The organism is Cyanobium usitatum str. Tous, from assembly GCF_003011885.1.
GTDB lineage: Bacteria > Cyanobacteriota > Cyanobacteriia > PCC-6307 > Cyanobiaceae > Cyanobium_A > Cyanobium_A usitatum.
Genome location: NZ_PXXO01000004.1, coordinates 121,192 through 136,694, shown reverse-complemented (window position 1 = coordinate 136,694; position 15,503 = coordinate 121,192). Strand labels below are relative to the sequence as shown.

16 protein-coding genes are annotated in these 15,503 nt (G+C 65.5%); 7 read left to right on the top strand and 9 right to left on the bottom strand.

The window, feature by feature from the left end; genetic code table 11:
* The first annotated feature begins 24 nt into the window (after positions 1-24).
* Genes C7K55_RS05065 through C7K55_RS05060 form a run of 3 tightly spaced genes read left to right on the top strand, consistent with a single transcriptional unit; the run spans position 25 to position 1,735 of the window.
* Positions 25-387: a 2Fe-2S iron-sulfur cluster-binding protein gene (locus C7K55_RS05065; RefSeq protein ID WP_106502330.1), complete on the top strand. Its 363-nt coding sequence runs from the start codon at positions 25-27 to the stop codon at positions 385-387.
* Entirely contained in the window at positions 384-575 is a 192-nt protein-coding gene (locus tag C7K55_RS13695) for a hypothetical protein (protein ID WP_127431985.1), read from the top strand. Before C7K55_RS05065 ends, C7K55_RS13695 begins: the two co-directional genes overlap by 4 nt.
* Entirely contained in the window at positions 572-1,735 is a 1,164-nt protein-coding gene (locus tag C7K55_RS05060; RefSeq protein WP_106502329.1) for a DUF3326 domain-containing protein, read from the top strand. The genes C7K55_RS13695 and C7K55_RS05060 overlap by 4 nt, the downstream gene beginning before the upstream one ends.
* On the opposite strand, the gene ald is transcribed toward C7K55_RS05060, so the two are convergent.
* The 5 genes from ald to C7K55_RS05035 form a co-directional block, all read right to left on the bottom strand.
* Positions 1,647-2,759, bottom strand: a complete 1,113-nt coding sequence (gene ald / locus C7K55_RS05055; RefSeq protein WP_106502394.1) for an alanine dehydrogenase — start codon at positions 2,757-2,759, stop codon at positions 1,647-1,649. The two genes, C7K55_RS05060 and ald, sit on opposite strands and share 89 nt — an antisense overlap.
* A gap of 103 nt (positions 2,760-2,862) precedes the next feature.
* Positions 2,863-4,602: an NAD+ synthase gene (locus C7K55_RS05050; RefSeq protein ID WP_106502328.1), complete on the bottom strand. Its 1,740-nt coding sequence runs from the start codon at positions 4,600-4,602 to the stop codon at positions 2,863-2,865.
* Positions 4,602-5,225, bottom strand: coding sequence for a nicotinate-nucleotide adenylyltransferase (locus tag C7K55_RS05045; protein ID WP_106502327.1), 624 nt, complete (start codon positions 5,223-5,225; stop codon positions 4,602-4,604). The genes C7K55_RS05050 and C7K55_RS05045 overlap by 1 nt, the downstream gene beginning before the upstream one ends.
* Positions 5,222-6,559, bottom strand: a complete 1,338-nt coding sequence (locus C7K55_RS05040; RefSeq protein ID WP_106502326.1) for a GTP-binding protein — start codon at positions 6,557-6,559, stop codon at positions 5,222-5,224. The genes C7K55_RS05045 and C7K55_RS05040 overlap by 4 nt, the downstream gene beginning before the upstream one ends.
* Complete coding sequence (locus C7K55_RS05035; RefSeq protein ID WP_106502325.1) at positions 6,556-7,572, bottom strand: CNNM domain-containing protein; 1,017 nt, start codon at positions 7,570-7,572, stop codon at positions 6,556-6,558. The genes C7K55_RS05040 and C7K55_RS05035 overlap by 4 nt, the downstream gene beginning before the upstream one ends.
* Before the next feature lie 107 nt (positions 7,573-7,679).
* Here C7K55_RS05035 and C7K55_RS05030 point away from each other — a divergent pair, with 107 nt between their 5' ends.
* Positions 7,680-8,999, top strand: coding sequence for an aminopeptidase P N-terminal domain-containing protein (locus tag C7K55_RS05030; protein ID WP_106502324.1), 1,320 nt, complete (start codon positions 7,680-7,682; stop codon positions 8,997-8,999).
* A gap of 16 nt (positions 9,000-9,015) precedes the next feature.
* On the opposite strand, the gene C7K55_RS05025 is transcribed toward C7K55_RS05030, so the two are convergent.
* Positions 9,016-9,807: a TIGR01548 family HAD-type hydrolase gene (locus C7K55_RS05025; protein ID WP_106502323.1), complete on the bottom strand. Its 792-nt coding sequence runs from the start codon at positions 9,805-9,807 to the stop codon at positions 9,016-9,018.
* 18 nt (positions 9,808-9,825) lie between these two features.
* Positions 9,826-10,485, bottom strand: a complete 660-nt coding sequence (locus C7K55_RS05020; protein ID WP_106502322.1) for a transaldolase family protein — start codon at positions 10,483-10,485, stop codon at positions 9,826-9,828.
* Positions 10,486-10,562: 77 nt separating this feature from the next.
* Here C7K55_RS05020 and C7K55_RS05015 point away from each other — a divergent pair, with 77 nt between their 5' ends.
* On the top strand, positions 10,563-11,039 hold the full coding sequence (locus C7K55_RS05015; RefSeq protein WP_396094819.1) for a 30S ribosomal protein PSRP-3: 477 nt from the start codon (positions 10,563-10,565) through the stop codon (positions 11,037-11,039).
* Positions 11,040-11,260: 221 nt separating this feature from the next.
* Here the strand turns inward: C7K55_RS05015 and atpC are convergent, their stop codons facing one another.
* Both atpC and atpD read right to left on the bottom strand, forming a co-directional pair.
* The gene (gene atpC / locus C7K55_RS05010) at positions 11,261-11,668 is read right to left on the bottom strand and encodes an ATP synthase F1 subunit epsilon (protein WP_106502320.1); all 408 of its coding nucleotides are present in this window, start codon (positions 11,666-11,668) and stop codon (positions 11,261-11,263) included.
* A gap of 29 nt (positions 11,669-11,697) precedes the next feature.
* Complete coding sequence (gene atpD, locus C7K55_RS05005; protein WP_106502319.1) at positions 11,698-13,158, bottom strand: F0F1 ATP synthase subunit beta; 1,461 nt, start codon at positions 13,156-13,158, stop codon at positions 11,698-11,700.
* A 266-nt stretch (positions 13,159-13,424) separates the two neighbouring features.
* On the opposite strand from atpD, the gene groES reads away from it, so the two are divergent.
* Both groES and groL read left to right on the top strand, forming a co-directional pair.
* Positions 13,425-13,736: a co-chaperone GroES gene (groES, locus tag C7K55_RS05000; RefSeq protein ID WP_094561335.1), complete on the top strand. Its 312-nt coding sequence runs from the start codon at positions 13,425-13,427 to the stop codon at positions 13,734-13,736.
* Positions 13,737-13,787: 51 nt separating this feature from the next.
* Entirely contained in the window at positions 13,788-15,422 is a 1,635-nt protein-coding gene (gene groL / locus C7K55_RS04995) for a chaperonin GroEL (RefSeq protein WP_106502318.1), read from the top strand.
* The last annotated feature ends 81 nt before the right edge of the window (positions 15,423-15,503 follow it).

Below are 15,503 nucleotides of genomic sequence, written 5' to 3'. Positions count from 1 at the left end.
GGCTGGTGCGGGTGGGCTGGAACAATGGCCTCTAGCTGCCCACTCCGGCACCCTCCTGTGACCGAAACCCAGACCTTCACAATCACCGCCGAGTTTCAAGGCACCCAACACACTTTTTCCTGCCGCAGCGACCAAACCGTGCTGTCTGCAGCCGAGGCCGCTGGGGTCCCCTTGCCCAGTTCTTGCTGTTCAGGGGTCTGCACCACTTGCGCGGCTCTGATCAGTGAGGGCAGCGTGCACCAGCCCGATGCCATGGGGGTCAAGGCGGATCTGCAACTAAAGGGCTATGCCCTGCTCTGCGTTTCCTTCCCCCAATCTGACCTGCGGCTCCAGGCGGGGATGGAGGACGCCCTCTACGAAGCCCAGTTCGGTAAATACCAGAAATGAGTGCGGCGGCGGTTCGCCTGCAGCCCATAACTCTGCAGTTCCGCCGTGCTCCAGGGCCTTTGTTGGCCCAGATCGAGGCCGCTTTGGCTCCGCACGGCCAACCGCTGCGCTGGGCGATCACCGCGGTGGAGCCTGGCCTGGCTGGATCTTGCCCATTGCTGACTCTTGAAGCGGTGGTGCTGGCATGACGACGAGCCGGCCTCTGCCTACCTTGCTGGTGATTCCCACCGGGATTGGATGTGAGCTGGGTGGTTATGCGGGTGATGGCCTGCCTGCCGCCCGCTTGCTGGCGGCCGCCAGTGGCTGCCTGATCACCCATCCCAACGTGATGAATGGGGCCTCGTTGTACTGGAGCGATTCCCGCATCCACTACGTGGAGGGCTCGGCTCTCGACCGCTTCGCTGCCGCTGGGATCGGCCTGCGGTCGGTGCGCCGGCAGCGGCTGGGGCTGTTGCTCGATGCCGGTATCGAGGCGGAGCTGCGCTGGCGTCATCTGCAGGTTGCCGAGGGCTGCCGGGCCAGCCTGGGTTTGGAGATCGGGCCGGTGGTCACCACCGATGCCCCCCTGGAGGTGAGCCTGTGTCTGGGGGGCAGTGGCGCCAGCTGGGGGCAACTAGGCCGCCCCGAGCTGCTGCTGCGCGCTGGCCACATGCTCAAGGCTGCCGGGGCTACGGCTATTGCGGTGGTAACTCGCTTCCCCGAGGACAACTCCAGCGAGGCCCTAGCGGCCTACCGCCAGGGCTCTGGTGTGGATGCTCTGGCCGGTGCCGAGGCGGTGATCAGCCATCTGCTCAGCCGCGAGCTGGGCTTGCCATGCGCCCATGCGCCGGCCCTCAGTCCCCTGCCGCTCGAGCCTGGTCTCGACCCCCGGGCGGCGGGGGAGGAATTGGGCTACACCTTTTTGGCCTGCGTGCTGGTGGGACTGAGCCGGGCGCCCGATCTGGTGCCGCTGGCGCCAGGGGTACCCGGCTCAGGACCCTTGCCCGCAACCGGGGCTGATCTGCTCCGCATCGAAGACGTGGGGGCTGTGGTGGCCCCGGCAGGAGCCCTGGGGGGGGCGGCTGTGCTGGCCTGTGCTGAGCGCGGCATCCCAGTGATCGCAGTGCACAACCCCTGCGTACTCAACGTGTCGGCGGCGGCCCTGGGCTTGGAGGTGCTCCCTGCGGAGAGCTATGCGGCGGCGGCTGGGTTGCTGGTCGCCCTGCGCGAGGGAATCAGCCCCTCTGCTCTGGTGCGCCCTTTGCAGCGGTTGAACACGATCAGCGCAGACAGGCCATCGGGTGCCGGGGAGTCACATCCAGGGCCCGGGCAACGCCGGGATGACACACCGCCCCATGCACCGTGTTGAGACCAGAGAGGAGTTCGGGTCGGTCGGTGACGGCTTCGACCAGGCCCCGCCCCGCCATTACGAGCATGTAGGGGAGGGTGACACTCACCAGCGCTTCGGTGGAGGTGAAGGGCACGGCCCCTGGCATGTTGCCGACGGCATAGTGCTGCACGCCGTGGAGCGTGTGCACCGGATCGGTGTGCGTGGTCTCGCGGCTGGTGGCAATGCAGCCCCCCTGGTCGATCGCCACATCCACCACCACGGAGCCGGGTTGCATTTGCTGCACCAGCGACTCCGCCACCAGGGTGGGGGCCCGGCCACCGGCGGTGAGCACGGCACCAATCAGTAGATCGGCACTGGGCACTAGGCGCTCGATCAGGCTGCTGCTGCTCACCAGGCTCACCAGCCGGCCGCGGCGGTGGGCCTCGAGGCTGCGTAGCCGCTCGGGTGAGCGATCCAGCAGGAATACCTCCGCATCCATGGCGGCGGCGATCCGGGCCGCATTCCAGCCCACACTGCCTGCACCCAGCACCACCACCCGCGCCGGCCGCACCCCGGTGCAGCCCCCCATCAGGATGCCGCGACCGCCGTGGGGGCGCTCCAGCAGATGGGCCCCCACCTGGGCTGCCAGCCGACCGGCGATTTCGCTCATCGGCGCCAGCAGGGGCAGGCTGCCGTCTTCGAGCTGCACGGTTTCGTAGGCCACGGCAGTGGTGCCCGCTTCCAGCAGGGCCCGGCCCACCTCCGGGTAGGCGGCCAGGTGCAGATAGGTGAACAGCACCAGATCGGAGCGCAGAAAGCCGAATTCCTCGGGCTGGGGCTCCTTGACTTTCACCACCAAATGGGCGCCCCAGGCTTCTGCGGCGCTCACCAGCCGGGCCCCGGCGGCGGCGAAGGCGGCATCGCTGAAGCCAGCCCCTAAACCCGCTCCCGCCTGGATGCGCACCTCCATGCCCTGGTTCACCAGATCGGCCACCCCGTCAGGGGTGAGGGCCACGCGCTGTTCATCGCGCTTGATCTCTGCGGGCACGCCGATGCTTGCCATCGGGGCCGTCAGGCTGGCGCCGCTGGAGCTGGGGGGTGCCATGGATGTGCTGCCGTTTGTGGTTCCAGGTTGGCTGCTGCTGGCGATTGGCGCCATGCTTGATTTAGCGGGCGGCGATCGGCATGCGCCAGCCGCTGCCGAAGGCCCGGCCGCCGATCTTGAGCAGGGGCGGTGCCTGGCGCCGCTTGAACTCGGCCCGGCGCAGCAGCTGCATCACCCGTTCGGCCAGCTCCGCTGGGGTGCCGCTGGCGATCAGCTGCTCCGTACTGGCCAAGTCCTCGATGTAGGCCTTCAAGATCGGGTCGAGCACGGCGTAGTCGGGCAGGGAATCGCTATCGAGCTGGTCGGGGCGCAGCTCGGCGCTGGGGGGTTTTTCGCGGATCGTCCGCCCCACCAGCTCGCCGTCGCCTGGCAGCCCCAGCTCACGCCGGCAGGGGCCGGCGGCGGCTGAATCGAGCCAGGCGCAGAGCTCAAACACGCTGCTTTTGTAGAGGTCACCGATTACGGCCAGGCCGCCGTTCATGTCGCCGTAGAGGGTGCAATAACCGACGGCCAGCTCGCTTTTGTTGCCGGTGGAGAGCAGCAGCTGGCCCTGCTGGTTGGCCACAGCCATCAGCAGGGTGCCGCGGATGCGCGACTGAAGGTTTTCGGCGCTCAGACCGCTGGGTGGGCCCGCCAGCACCGGTGTCAGGGTGGTGTCGAAGCTGGCCATCAGCGCTGCGATCTCAGCGGTGCGGCTGCCCAGGCCCAGGCGCCCAGCTAGGGCCTGGGCATCGCGTAGGGAGCCATCCGAGCTCCAGGGGGAGGGCATCATCAGGGCCTGCACCCGCTCACCCCCCAGGGCAGCGGCGGCGATCACGGCCACCAGGGCTGAATCGATGCCACCGCTTAGGCCGAGCAGGGCGCTGCTGAAGCCGCATTTGCGGGCGTAGTCGGCCACGCCCAGCACCAGGGCCCGAAACAACTGCTCGTTTTCAGTAGGCAAAGATGCCACTTGCAAAGACGCTGCTGGCCCCGCGCCGTTGACTTCCCAGCAGCTCACCTGCTCCTTGCAACTGGCCAGCTGGCTCACCACTGCGATGCCGGCAACTACTCCGCTGCCGGCATCTACTCCGCCGCTGGCATCCATCACGAAGCTGGCGCCGTCGAACACCAGCTCGTCGTTGCCGCCCACTTGATTGACGTAGACCACCGGGCAAGCGAGCCGGCTGGCGGCGCGGCGGGCCAGGCTCTGACGCAGGGCCACTTTGGCCTGGCCAAACGGTGATGCCGAGAGGTTGAGCAGCAGGTCGATGCGGCTTGAGAGCAGCTCGGCGACGGGATCGGCACCAGCCAGGCGGTGGCCCTGCAGCTCCTCCTCAACCCAGAGGTCTTCGCAGATCGTTAGCCCTAGGCGCCAGGTTCGGCCGCCCCGCTCAAGCTCCAGCACACTCGGCCCCGTGGCGGCGCAGAAGTAGCGCTGCTCGTCGAAGACGTCGTAGGTGGGTAGCAGCCGCTTACGGGCCACCACGCGCCAGCTGCCGGCCTCCACTAAGGCCACAGCGTTGAACAGGTTGGGCAACGGCGCCGCGCCTGATGGTTCGGCCATGCCCACCAGCACGGCCAGCTGGGGCAGCTCTTGGGCCAGGGACGCAGCCAGCTGGTTGAGCACGGCGCCTTGCTTCGCGATCAGGCTGGGGCGCAGCAGCAGGTCGCGCGGTGGGTAGCCCCAAAGGGACAGCTCGGGGGTGAGCATCAGGTCAGCCCCCTGGGAAGCTGCCTGACGGCTGGCCGCCAGAATCAGCTCACCGTTGCCCGCCAGGTCGCCAACTAGCGGATTTAGTTGGGCCAGGGCGAGGCGCATTAGGGGCGTTTGAGGGGCTGGCTGAGGCTCGGTTTGCCCAACCCGTAGAGATTGTGCTTGAGCAGTAGCGGCAACAGGGCCGCAGGCAGCTGGGCGAGGTCGGGGGTTTGGCGCACCGCCGAGCTGGCGGTGGCGGGAACCTGCAGGGGCAGGATCACCACCCGGCCCCCCAGCTGGGTGAGCGGCTCCAGTTGTTTGGGCTGCAGGGGCCAGCCGGCCCGGGGGGCGATTGCCAGCACGCAGGCCTTCAGCACGGCTTCGGCCTGTTTCCAGCTGGGGATCTGGGCAGCCAGATCACTGCCCACCACAAACACCAGCTCGCTGCCAGGCCACCGGGCCGCTGCCCGCTCCAGGGTGGTGATTGCCCAGGGGCTGCTGAGCTCCTGCCGGTGGCTCAGCCTCGGATCGCCGATTGCTGCCACCAGCTCGCCCAGCAGGGTGGACCGTTGCTCCAGGGGAGCGCCGTGGAGTTTTTGGGGGTTGTCGCTTGCCCAGGTGGCGACTTGGGGATAGAGCTGCACCAGGCCTTCCAGCAGGGCCAGGTGGCCGCGGGTCGGCGGGTCGGCGCTGGTGCCAAACAGGGCTACCGGCCCCTCTGCGGCTTTGTCGACCCCGTTGCTCATGGCAGCAGGGCCTGGAGGTTGGGGGACGGCTCGCTTCGCTCGCCCAGCCACAGGCGCACCTGGGGATCGGTGATAGCCAGGCGCCGCAGCAGGGCGCCGGGTTGGCCGCCCCGCTGGGCGCTCCGCAGTAGTTCGGCGGCGGCGAGCCGGCCCGTGAGCCGGGTGGTGTGCACGGCCAGGGCTGCCTGGGCCAGGGCTACCGGGGCGGCTGGCGCGAGGCTGAGGCCGCCGGTGAGCGGCGCCGCCACCAGCAGCAGTTGGCGTAGGGCTCCTAGGGCTAGCTGGATGCCGAGCTGGGCGGCGCCCAGCAGGGCGTTGTGGCCGGAGAGCCGCCTCAGCAGCTGGCGGGCGCCGGCGCCGTGCATCGGTAGGCCGTAGAGCTGGCAGAGCTGCAGCACCAGGGCGGTATCACAGGCCAGACCGCCGGCCAGATCCAGCAGCACCAGGGGGTTGGCGGCTACGCCTGTGGCCTTGAGGGCGGCGAAGCGGCCGATCAGGCTCTGGGCGGCCTGGCGGCTGGCCCCCAGGCGCCAGCGTTGCAGGGACTGGTGAAAGCGCTCCGCGCTGCCCAGGGCATTAAGGGCGAGCAACAGGCAGCCGTGTTGCTCGAGCAGCTGCAGCAGCGACTGCCGCAGCTGCTCCACCTGCGGAGCTTGAACAACGCTGCGCACCCGGCCATCGGCCAGTAGCTGGGGTTGGCGTGGCGCGGCGGCCACCGGGATCAGCTCCAGGTGCCGGGCCGCTGCCGGCAGCCGCCGCTTGATGCTGGCGATCAGCTCGGCCTGCTCGGCCTCGCTCCAGCAGTCGCAGCGGTTGAGCACCAGCATTACCGGCTTGCCGCTGGCCAGTAGCGGCGCCAGGGCGTCGTGCTCGACGCTGGTGAGGTCGCCATCGAGCACCAACAGCACCAGGTCTGAGCCGAGGGCTACTCGGGCCGCCAGTCGCGCCCTGGCGGCGGCGGCGATCTCATCGATGCCAGGGGTGTCCACCAGCTCCACCCGGCTGAGCCCCGCCATGGGTTGCGCCCAGGACTGGGCCTGCTGGTGGCGCGTACAGCCGTGGGCCACGTCGGTGGCAAAAGCCGCCTCTCCCAGCAAGGCGTTGAGCAGGCTCGACTTGCCCACCCCCACTCGGCCAAACACGGCCACCCGCAGACTGCGCTGCTGCAGGCGACCTAGCTGGCGATCCAGGGCCAGAAGCTGGCCGGCCAGCTGGCTTTGCTCGCGGCCGCTGAGCTGGAGCTGGCGGCGCCACTGGTCGAGCAGGGATTGGCAGCGCTCCGGGATGGCGGGCGCCTGATGGGGGCACGGTTCGGCGCACGGTTCGGGCCTCATGGCCGGATCCCTTCGCCCGCAGGTTGGGGACGGCGCCACCAGCCGGCCAGCACCGCCAGCACCGCTTCAGCGCCAATCACGCCCACGAAGCCGCCGAATTCGTCCACGACGACGCGAACGCCGCTGCTGTTGCGGCGGAAGCCCGTGAGCAACCGGTCGGCCCGGATCATTTCCGGCACGTAATCGACCGGCTCGCTTAGGGAGGCGGCAGTGCGATTGCCTTCGCCTTGGAGCAGGGCTGCCAAAAGTCGCTCCCGGCCGGCCACGCCCAGCACCTCATCCACCTCTTCGCCGAGCACCACCCACCATTCGGCGTTGTTCGCCAGTAAGTCTTCTCGCAACTTCTCCAGGCTGGTCGCCCCATCGAGGGTGGGAGCCGCCACCCGTGGTGTCATCAGATCGCGGGCGGTGAGATCGTTTAGCTGGAACACCTTGGCGATCATGGCCGCCTCATCGGCCTCGATTTGGCCCTTCTGGGAGCCCAGCCGAGCCAGCAGACGAATCTCTTCTTCGTCGGTACTGATCTCGTTTTCGGCGGTGATCGCCGGCAGTAGCCGCTCCAGCAGCAGCACTAGGGGCAACATCAGGCGGGCCACGATCGCCAGGGCAGGGGCGCTGGCCAGGGCCACCGGCAGGGCCAGGCGGCTGCCGAGGGCCTTGGGCAGGATTTCCCCCAGCAGGATCACCAGCACGGTGAGCCCTACGGAAAACAGGGGCAGGGCGACCCCCTCGATGCCCTGGCGTTTGAAGACGATGGCGGCGTAGCCGCCCAGCATCAAGCTGCCAAAAATGTTGAAGCCGTTATTGGCGATCACCAGCACCGACAGGGTGCGGCCCAGGCGCTGGCGCAGCTGCTCCAGGCGCCGCGCCCCGCGCACGGGCTTGCTGCGGGCGGCAAGTTCGTGCACCCGCACGGGGTTCACGGTGAGCAGAGCTGCCTCAACTCCAGAGCACAGGGCCGAACCTGCGATCACCAGCACCACCAGCAGCGCCAGGATGAGCAGGTCGTTCATTCCGCCATTTCGCCGCTCGCCATCTACCTATTAAATCGGCTCCGCCAGCGTCTGTCCCGCTGCCTGCTCCAAACTGGGCTTCTGCAGGGCCCGCAGGCCGCTTTTTCATGATCGATCCGTCGACCTTCGCCCAGCGGCGTCAGCGTTTCTTCGCACAGCTCGGGGAAGCTGCTGCCGTGATTCCGGCGGCAACCCTGGTGACCCATCACGCCGACTGCGAGTGGCCCTTCCGCCAAAACAGCGACTTCTGGTACCTCACTGGTTTTGATGAACCCGAGGCGGTGGCCCTGTTTTTGCCTCACCGGCCCGAGGGTGAGCGCTACGTGCTGTTTGTGCAGCCCCGCGAGGCCAGCGCCGAGGTTTGGAACGGTTTCCGTTGGGGTACTGAAGGCGCCGTGGCCGAGTTTGGCGCCGACCTGGCCCACCCGCGCAGCGAGCTAGAGCAGCGCCTGCCCGACTACCTCAGGGGCGCTGAGGGCATCGCCTTTCGCGTTGGCAAGAACCCGAAGGTGGAGCCGCTGGTGCTGGCGGCTTGGGCCGCTCAGCTCGACCGAGCCCCCCGCAGCGGCCGGGCCGCCCTGGGCCTGGTGGCCCCCTGTCCGCTCCTGCACGAGCTGCGGCTGCGCAAGGGCCCCGAGGAGCTGGAGCGCATGCGCGAGGCGGCGCGGATCTCGGCCGAGGCCCATGAGCTGGCTCGTCAGGTGGTGCGGCCTGGCCTCAATGAGCGGCAGGTGCAGGCCGTGATTGAGCAGCACTTCCTGGAGCAGGGTGCCCGTGGCCCGGCCTACGGCACGATCGTTGCCGGCGGCGATAACGCCTGCGTGTTGCACTACATCGCCAACAACGCCCCGCTGAACGACGGCGATCTCCTGTTGATCGATGCCGGTTGCTCCTTAGCCGACTACTACAACGGCGACATCACCCGCAGCTTTCCGATCAACGGACGCTTCAGTGGTGAGCAGCGCGCCCTATACGAGCTGGTGCTGGCGGCCCAGGAGGCGGCGGTGGATTCGGTGGCCCCGGGCTTCAGCGCTGAAGGGGTGCACGAGACCGCCCTGCGGGTGCTGGTGGCGGGCCTGCTGGACCTAGGGCTACTGGCGGGATCCCTCGATGGGGTGATCGAGCAGGGGGCCTACCGCCACCTCTACATGCACCGCACCGGCCACTGGCTTGGCCTTGATGTACACGATGTGGGGGCCTATCGCCTCGGTGAGCACCACGTGGAGCTGGAGCCGGGCATGGTGCTCACCGTGGAGCCGGGCCTCTACGTGAGCGATCGGCTGCCGGTGCCAGATGGCCAGCCGGAGATCGAAGCTCGCTGGAAGGGCATCGGCATTCGCATCGAAGACGATGTGGCGGTAACGGCCCATGGCCATGAAAATCTCACCGCCGCCGCCCTGAAGTCTCCGGCGGCGCTGGAGCGCTGAGGTTTAGGGCAGGGCATCAGCCCAGCTGCGGCAGGAGCGATTCCAGCAGGTTGGCCGTGCTGGGAATCACCACATCGGCGCCGGCCTCCCGCAGGCGCGCCTCGTAGGTGGCTCGCGCTTCGGGCTGCCTGTGCAGATGGGGTGGCGCTACCGCAAAGCTCAAGAAGCGCTGAGCTGGGCACTGGGCAGGGCACTGGGCGCGGGCGCGCTGCACGGTGAGCACATCGGCCACCGTGTCGCCCAGGTAAATCACCGGCGCTGCGCCAGCCCCCAGGCTCTCGCCAGCCAACTGGCTGGCTAGCTGCAGCAGGCCGGTGGGATCGGGCTTGTCTGGCGCATCGCCCATGGCGATCAAGGGCGGATTGGCGAGCCCCAGGCGGGTTTGCAGCACGTAACGGCAGGAGGGGGGCTCGGCGCCACTCACGAAGCCGTAGGCCAGGCCTGCAGCCTCCAGAGCGGCAAAAAAGGCTTGCTGCACCAGTAGGGGCTCGTCGCGGATGAAGCCCCGCCAATGGCCCGGATCGCCGGCGGGATCGCCGCCGAAATAGAAGCCTTCGAACACCGCCACCAGCTCCTCAAACGCCGGGAGCGGGGTATGGCCGGTGCGGCGCAGCAGCTCCATCGAGGCCTGCCAGTCGTTGTTCCAGCTTCCTTCGCTTTTAAGGCCGTCGATGGCGGCGGGCTCGGGACGCTGGCCATGGAAGTGGTGCACCGTTTCGACGATTGCCCGGCGGTAGCTGGCGCTCACATCGCGGATTACGCCATCGATGTCGAACAGCACGACGGCCCGGGGCGGAGAGGCGAACATGGGCATCAAGATTGGCTTTCAGGAACGGGCATCGCTTTCAAACTGGACGCTGGCTGCAGTGGTGGCCTCACTGCCGAATAGTTCAGTTGCCAGTGCCGGGCTGATCGTGAAGGTGTTCAGCCCTTCAGCGGCCAGGTGGCTGAGTTCGCTGGGCTGGCGCAAGCTGGCCACCAGCAGCCGCACGCTGGAGCCGAGCCCCGCAAGGCATCGCTGCATGGTGACCACTTCGGCTAGCCCATTACGCCCCTGATCCTGGATGCGGCCCAGGTAGGGGGCGATGTATGCGACTCCCAGGGCCGCGGCGATCAGCACCTGGTGGGGCTCGTAGCAGGCGGTGAAGGTGACGGCAATGCCGGCGCCAACCAGCTCCCGGGCAACCGCTGCTCCCTGCTTGGTCACCGGCAGCTTCACGGCGATGCGGCCGGGGGCCAGGGCCGCTAGTTCCTGGCCGCAGCGCAGCATGTCTGCCGTGGTGGCGCCCCATGCCTGCAGGTGGAGTTCGGCGATGCCATGGGCCAGGGCCGTGCGGCTGAGGGCTGCCAGGCTGTCGAGGGTGCAGGGCTGGGCAGCCCGGCGCAGCAGGGTGGGGTTGGTGGTTACGCCGTGAAATAGGCCGCTGGCCAGCCACTGCTGCCAGGCTTTGGGATCGGCCGAATCGAGGAACAGGCGCAGGGCCATAGCCGCAGGCGGGGGCCGAGGGCGGCCAGGCGGCTGGTAGGTTAGTTCTTTGCTCTGTTGCCTTGAGCACTGACCCCATGACAGCCTTCGAGAGCGCTCCTGACGCAGCAGTAACCGAATTGGCCGAAGTGGCCGCGGCTGCCGAAGACACCACCACCCAGGGGCGTCCGGTGATGCGTGGCGGCAGTGCGGCTCTGGCGACCGCCATCATTGATGAGGATGGCGTTCCCTCTGGCTATACCCCCAAGGCTGATGAAGGTCGTTTCCTGCTCAAGATCCTGTGGCTGCCTGACAACGTCGCCCTAGCGGTGGATCAGATTGTTGGCGGTGGTCCGAGCCCTCTTACTTCTTACTTCTTCTGGCCCCGGGAAGATGCCTGGGAAACCCTCAAGACCGAGCTCGAAGGCAAGAGCTGGATCACAGATAACGAGCGCGTTGAGGTGCTCAACAAGGCTACCGAGGTGATTAACTACTGGCAGGAAGAAGGAAAAGGCAAGAGCCTTGACGATGCCAAGCTTAAGTTCCCCGATGTTACTTTCTGCGGTACCGCCTGATCGTAGCTGAATTCTGAAGCTTAGTTTTTTGCCCGGATAAAAATTATATCCACAAGCACTCCGGGAGGAGTGCTTTTTTGTGCATCTTTATTATGCATTGTTTTTTGCTTATTGATGACATAGTCATAAAAAATCCGGAAGCCAACCCTGGGTAGGGGTTGAAATCCGGAATGAAATTCTTTGAAAACTTAGATTCTTTGGCAATCTAGATGCCTTGAAAATTAAACCGCCTTGCTGGCTTGAAAGCGGGCGCGAGATGCAGCCAGTGCTTGCTGGGCTTTGAGCTTGTCTGGGCTAGCTGGCTTGCCCTCAAATGCAGCTGCTGCCGATTGGGCAGCCTCAAAGGCAGCCTCTGCGGATGCAGCATTAATTGAGCTGCCCAGCTCAGCAGCATTCACCAAAACGGTGACCTCATCGGCCTCCACTTCAGCGAAACCACCCATCAGGGCGATCGTTGACCAAGCGCCGCCGGAGCGCAGACGCATTACACCTGTATCCAGGGCTGCCAGCATGGTGACGTGGCCAGGCAGGATGCCTACCTGCCCAGTGGTACTTGGCAGGATTACCTCTTCGGCGGTTCCATCAAAGACGCTCTGATCAGGGGCCAGAACGCGGAGGGTGAGACTCATGGGTAGGGGTCCTCAGGGAAAAGAGGGGATCAACCCTTGGCTTCAGCAAGAATCTTGGCAGCCTTGGCCCTCACCTGGTCGATGTTGCCCACCAGGTAGAAGGCAGCTTCAGGTAGGTCGTCTAGCTCGCCGGCCAGAATCATGTTGAAGCCCTTGATCGTGTCATCCAGCTTGACGTACTCACCCTTTTGACCGGTGAAGATCTCGGCCACGAAGAAGGGCTGGGAGAGAAACTTCTCGATCTTGCGGGCCCGGTCAACCGTGCGGCGGTCGTCCTCGGAGAGTTCGTCGAGACCAAGAATCGCAATGATGTCTTGGAGCTCTTTGTAGCGCTGCAGGGTGCTCTGCACAGAGCGGGCGGTGCGGTAGTGCTCATCACCCACCACGGCTGGCTGAAGCATGGTGCTGGTGGAATCCAGAGGATCCACGGCCGGGTAGATGCCTTTGGAAGCCAGGCCCCGGCTCAGCACCGTGGTGGCGTCTAGGTGGGCAAAGGTGGTGGCAGGTGCCGGGTCGGTGAGGTCGTCTGCAGGTACGTAGACAGCCTGGATCGAAGTGATCGAGCCTTCCAGGGTGGAGGTGATGCGCTCTTGCAGCATGCCCACGTCGGTGCCGAGGGTGGGCTGATAGCCCACAGCAGAGGGCATGCGGCCCAGCAGTGCCGATACTTCTGAGCCGGCCTGCACGAAACGGAAGATGTTGTCGACGAACAGCAAGACGTCTTGCTTGTTGGTGTCGCGGAAGTGCTCAGCCATGGTGAGTGCTGAGAGACCCACGCGCATGCGGGCACCAGGAGGCTCGTTCATCTGGCCGTAGCAGAGCGCCACCTTCGACTTTGAAAGGTCGTCGGGGTTGATCACACCCGATTCCTTGAATTCCTCGTAGAGGTCGTTGCCTTCCCGGGTGCGCTCGCCAACGCCAGCGAACACGGAAACGCCGCCGTGCTCCTTGGCGATGTTGTTGATTAGCTCTTGGATCAGCACGGTCTTGCCTACGCCGGCGCCGCCGAACAGGCCAACCTTGCCCCCTTGGCGGTAAGGAGCCAGCAGGTCGATCACCTTGATGCCGGTCTCAAAAACCTTGGGCTTGGTCTCCAGCTCAGTGAGGCTGGGGGCGGCGCGGTGGATCGAAGCGGTCACGCTGGTGGTTACGGGACCCTGCTCATCCACCGGCTCGCCGAGCACGTTGAAGATGCGGCCGAGGGTGGCCTCGCCCACGGGTACGCAAATTGGGGCGCCCGTATCAATAGCTTCCATGCCACGGACCAAGCCGTCGGTGGTGCTCATGGCCACAGCACGGACTCGGTGATCGCCCAGCAACTGTTGGACTTCAGCGGTAAGAGCGACTAGCTGACCGGCCGAATTTTTGGCTTCAATCCGAAGCGCGTTGTAAATCTTGGGCAGCTTGCCGGCCGGGAATTCAACGTCTAAAACCGGGCCAATCACCTGCCGGACGGTGCCTTTGGTGCCGGTGGCGGTAGCAGCTGCCATAGGTAAGGAAATCTTGGGGAAGCGCAGGGGGAATCAGCCCGCCTGAAGCGGCGCAACCTTACCACCGCGACAGGCGGTGGACCCTGTTCAGCATCTGTTCACCCTGGTGGTTCGGTCACCCGCACGGTTTGGGCCTGGGCACTGGAACTTGATTGGGCATAAGTTGGCACTCGTTGAGCTCGAGTGCTAAATCGCCCCTCAGGCCCACTCAAGTTCACTGTTCTGTGGCGTCTCAGGCGTCATGTCATTGCTCTCGCAATCCATCCATGGCTGCTGTTTCTCTCAGCGTCTCCACGGTTAAGCCCCTAGGAGATCGCATTTTTATCAAGGTTTCCGAATCGGAGGAGAAGACCGCCGGCGGCATCCTTCTGCCTGACACCGCCAAGGAAAAGCCCCAGGTGGGCGAGGTGGTGCAGATCGGCCCCGGCAAGCGCAACGACGACGGCAGCCGCCAGGCTCCTGAGGTCAGTGTTGGCGACAAGGTGCTCTACAGCAAGTACGCCGGTACCGACATCAAGCTCGGCAGCGACGAGTTTGTGCTGCTATCCGAGAAGGACATCCTCGCCATCGTCAACTGACGACTGGCCGATTACTGAATCCGACCTAACCCCATAAGGACATCGCCTTCCATGGCTAAGCGCATTATTTACAACGAGAACGCTCGCAGAGCTCTCGAAAGAGGTATCGACATTCTGGCTGAGGCCGTTGCTGTCACCCTTGGACCCAAGGGCCGCAACGTGGTGCTGGAGAAAAAGTTTGGTGCTCCCCAGATCATCAACGACGGCGTCACCATCGCCAAGGAAATTGAGCTCGAAGACCACATCGAGAACACCGGTGTTGCCCTGATCCGTCAGGCCGCCTCCAAAACCAACGATGCTGCCGGCGACGGCACCACCACCGCCACGGTTTTGGCCCATGCCATGGTCAAGGCAGGCCTGCGCAACGTGGCTGCGGGCGCCAATGCGATCACCCTCAAAAAGGGCATCGATAAGGCTTCCGATTTCCTCGTAGGCAAGATCAAGGAGCACGCCAAGCCGATCTCCGATTCCAGCGCCATCGCCCAAGTGGGCACCATCTCCGCCGGCAACGACGAAGAGGTAGGTCGCATGATCGCGGATGCGATGGACAAGGTCGGCAAGGAAGGTGTGATCTCCCTGGAAGAAGGGAAATCGATGACCACCGAGCTGGAGGTCACCGAAGGCATGCGCTTCGACAAGGGCTACATCTCGCCCTATTTCGCCACCGACACCGAGCGCATGGAAGCGGTGCTCGAAGAGCCCTACATCCTGCTCACCGATAAGAAGATTGGTCTGGTGCAGGACCTGGTGCCCGTGCTTGAGCAGATCGCCCGTACCGGCAAGCCCCTGCTGATCATTGCCGAGGACATCGAGAAGGAAGCCCTAGCCACCCTCGTTGTGAACCGCCTGCGCGGCGTGCTCAACGTGGCGGCAGTCAAGGCACCTGGTTTCGGTGATCGCCGCAAGGCCATGCTCGAGGACATCGCCGTTCTCACCAACGGTCAGCTGATCACCGAGGACGCCGGTCTCAAGCTTGAGAACGCCAAGTTGGAGATGCTGGGCACCGCCCGCCGCATCACCATCAACAAGGACACCACCACCATCGTGGCCGAAGGCAACGAGGTGGCAGTGAAGGCCCGCTGCGAGCAGATCCGCAAGCAGATGGACGAAACCGACTCCTCCTACGACAAGGAGAAGCTGCAGGAGCGTCTTGCCAAGCTGAGCGGCGGTGTGGCCGTAGTCAAGGTGGGTGCCGCCACCGAGACCGAGATGAAGGACAAGAAGCTGCGCCTGGAAGACGCCATCAACGCCACCAAGGCGGCTGTTGAAGAAGGCATCGTTCCTGGTGGTGGTACCACCTTGGCCCACCTGGCCCCCGCCCTCGAGGAGTGGGCTGCGGCCAACCTCTCTGGCGAGGAGCTGATCGGCGCCCACATCGTGGCCTCCGCTCTGACCGCGCCCTTGATGCGCATCGCTCAAAACGCTGGCGTCAATGGCGCTGTCGTGGCTGAGAACGTGCGCAATAAGCCCTTCAACGAGGGCTATAACGCCGCCACCGGCGAGTACGTCGACATGCTGGCTGCCGGTATCGTCGACCCCGCCAAGGTGACCCGCTCCGGTCTGCAAAATGCCGCCTCCATCGCCGGCATGGTGCTGACCACCGAGTGCATCGTGGCCGACATGCCAGACAAGAAAGATGCAGCTCCCGCCGGTGGCGGCATGGGCGGCGGCGACTTCGACTATTGACAGCGAGATGGGTGCCTTCAAGGCCCCACTCCTTCATCGTCAGCGAGGGCAGAAGGGTTTTCCTTCTGCCCTTTTTTTGTT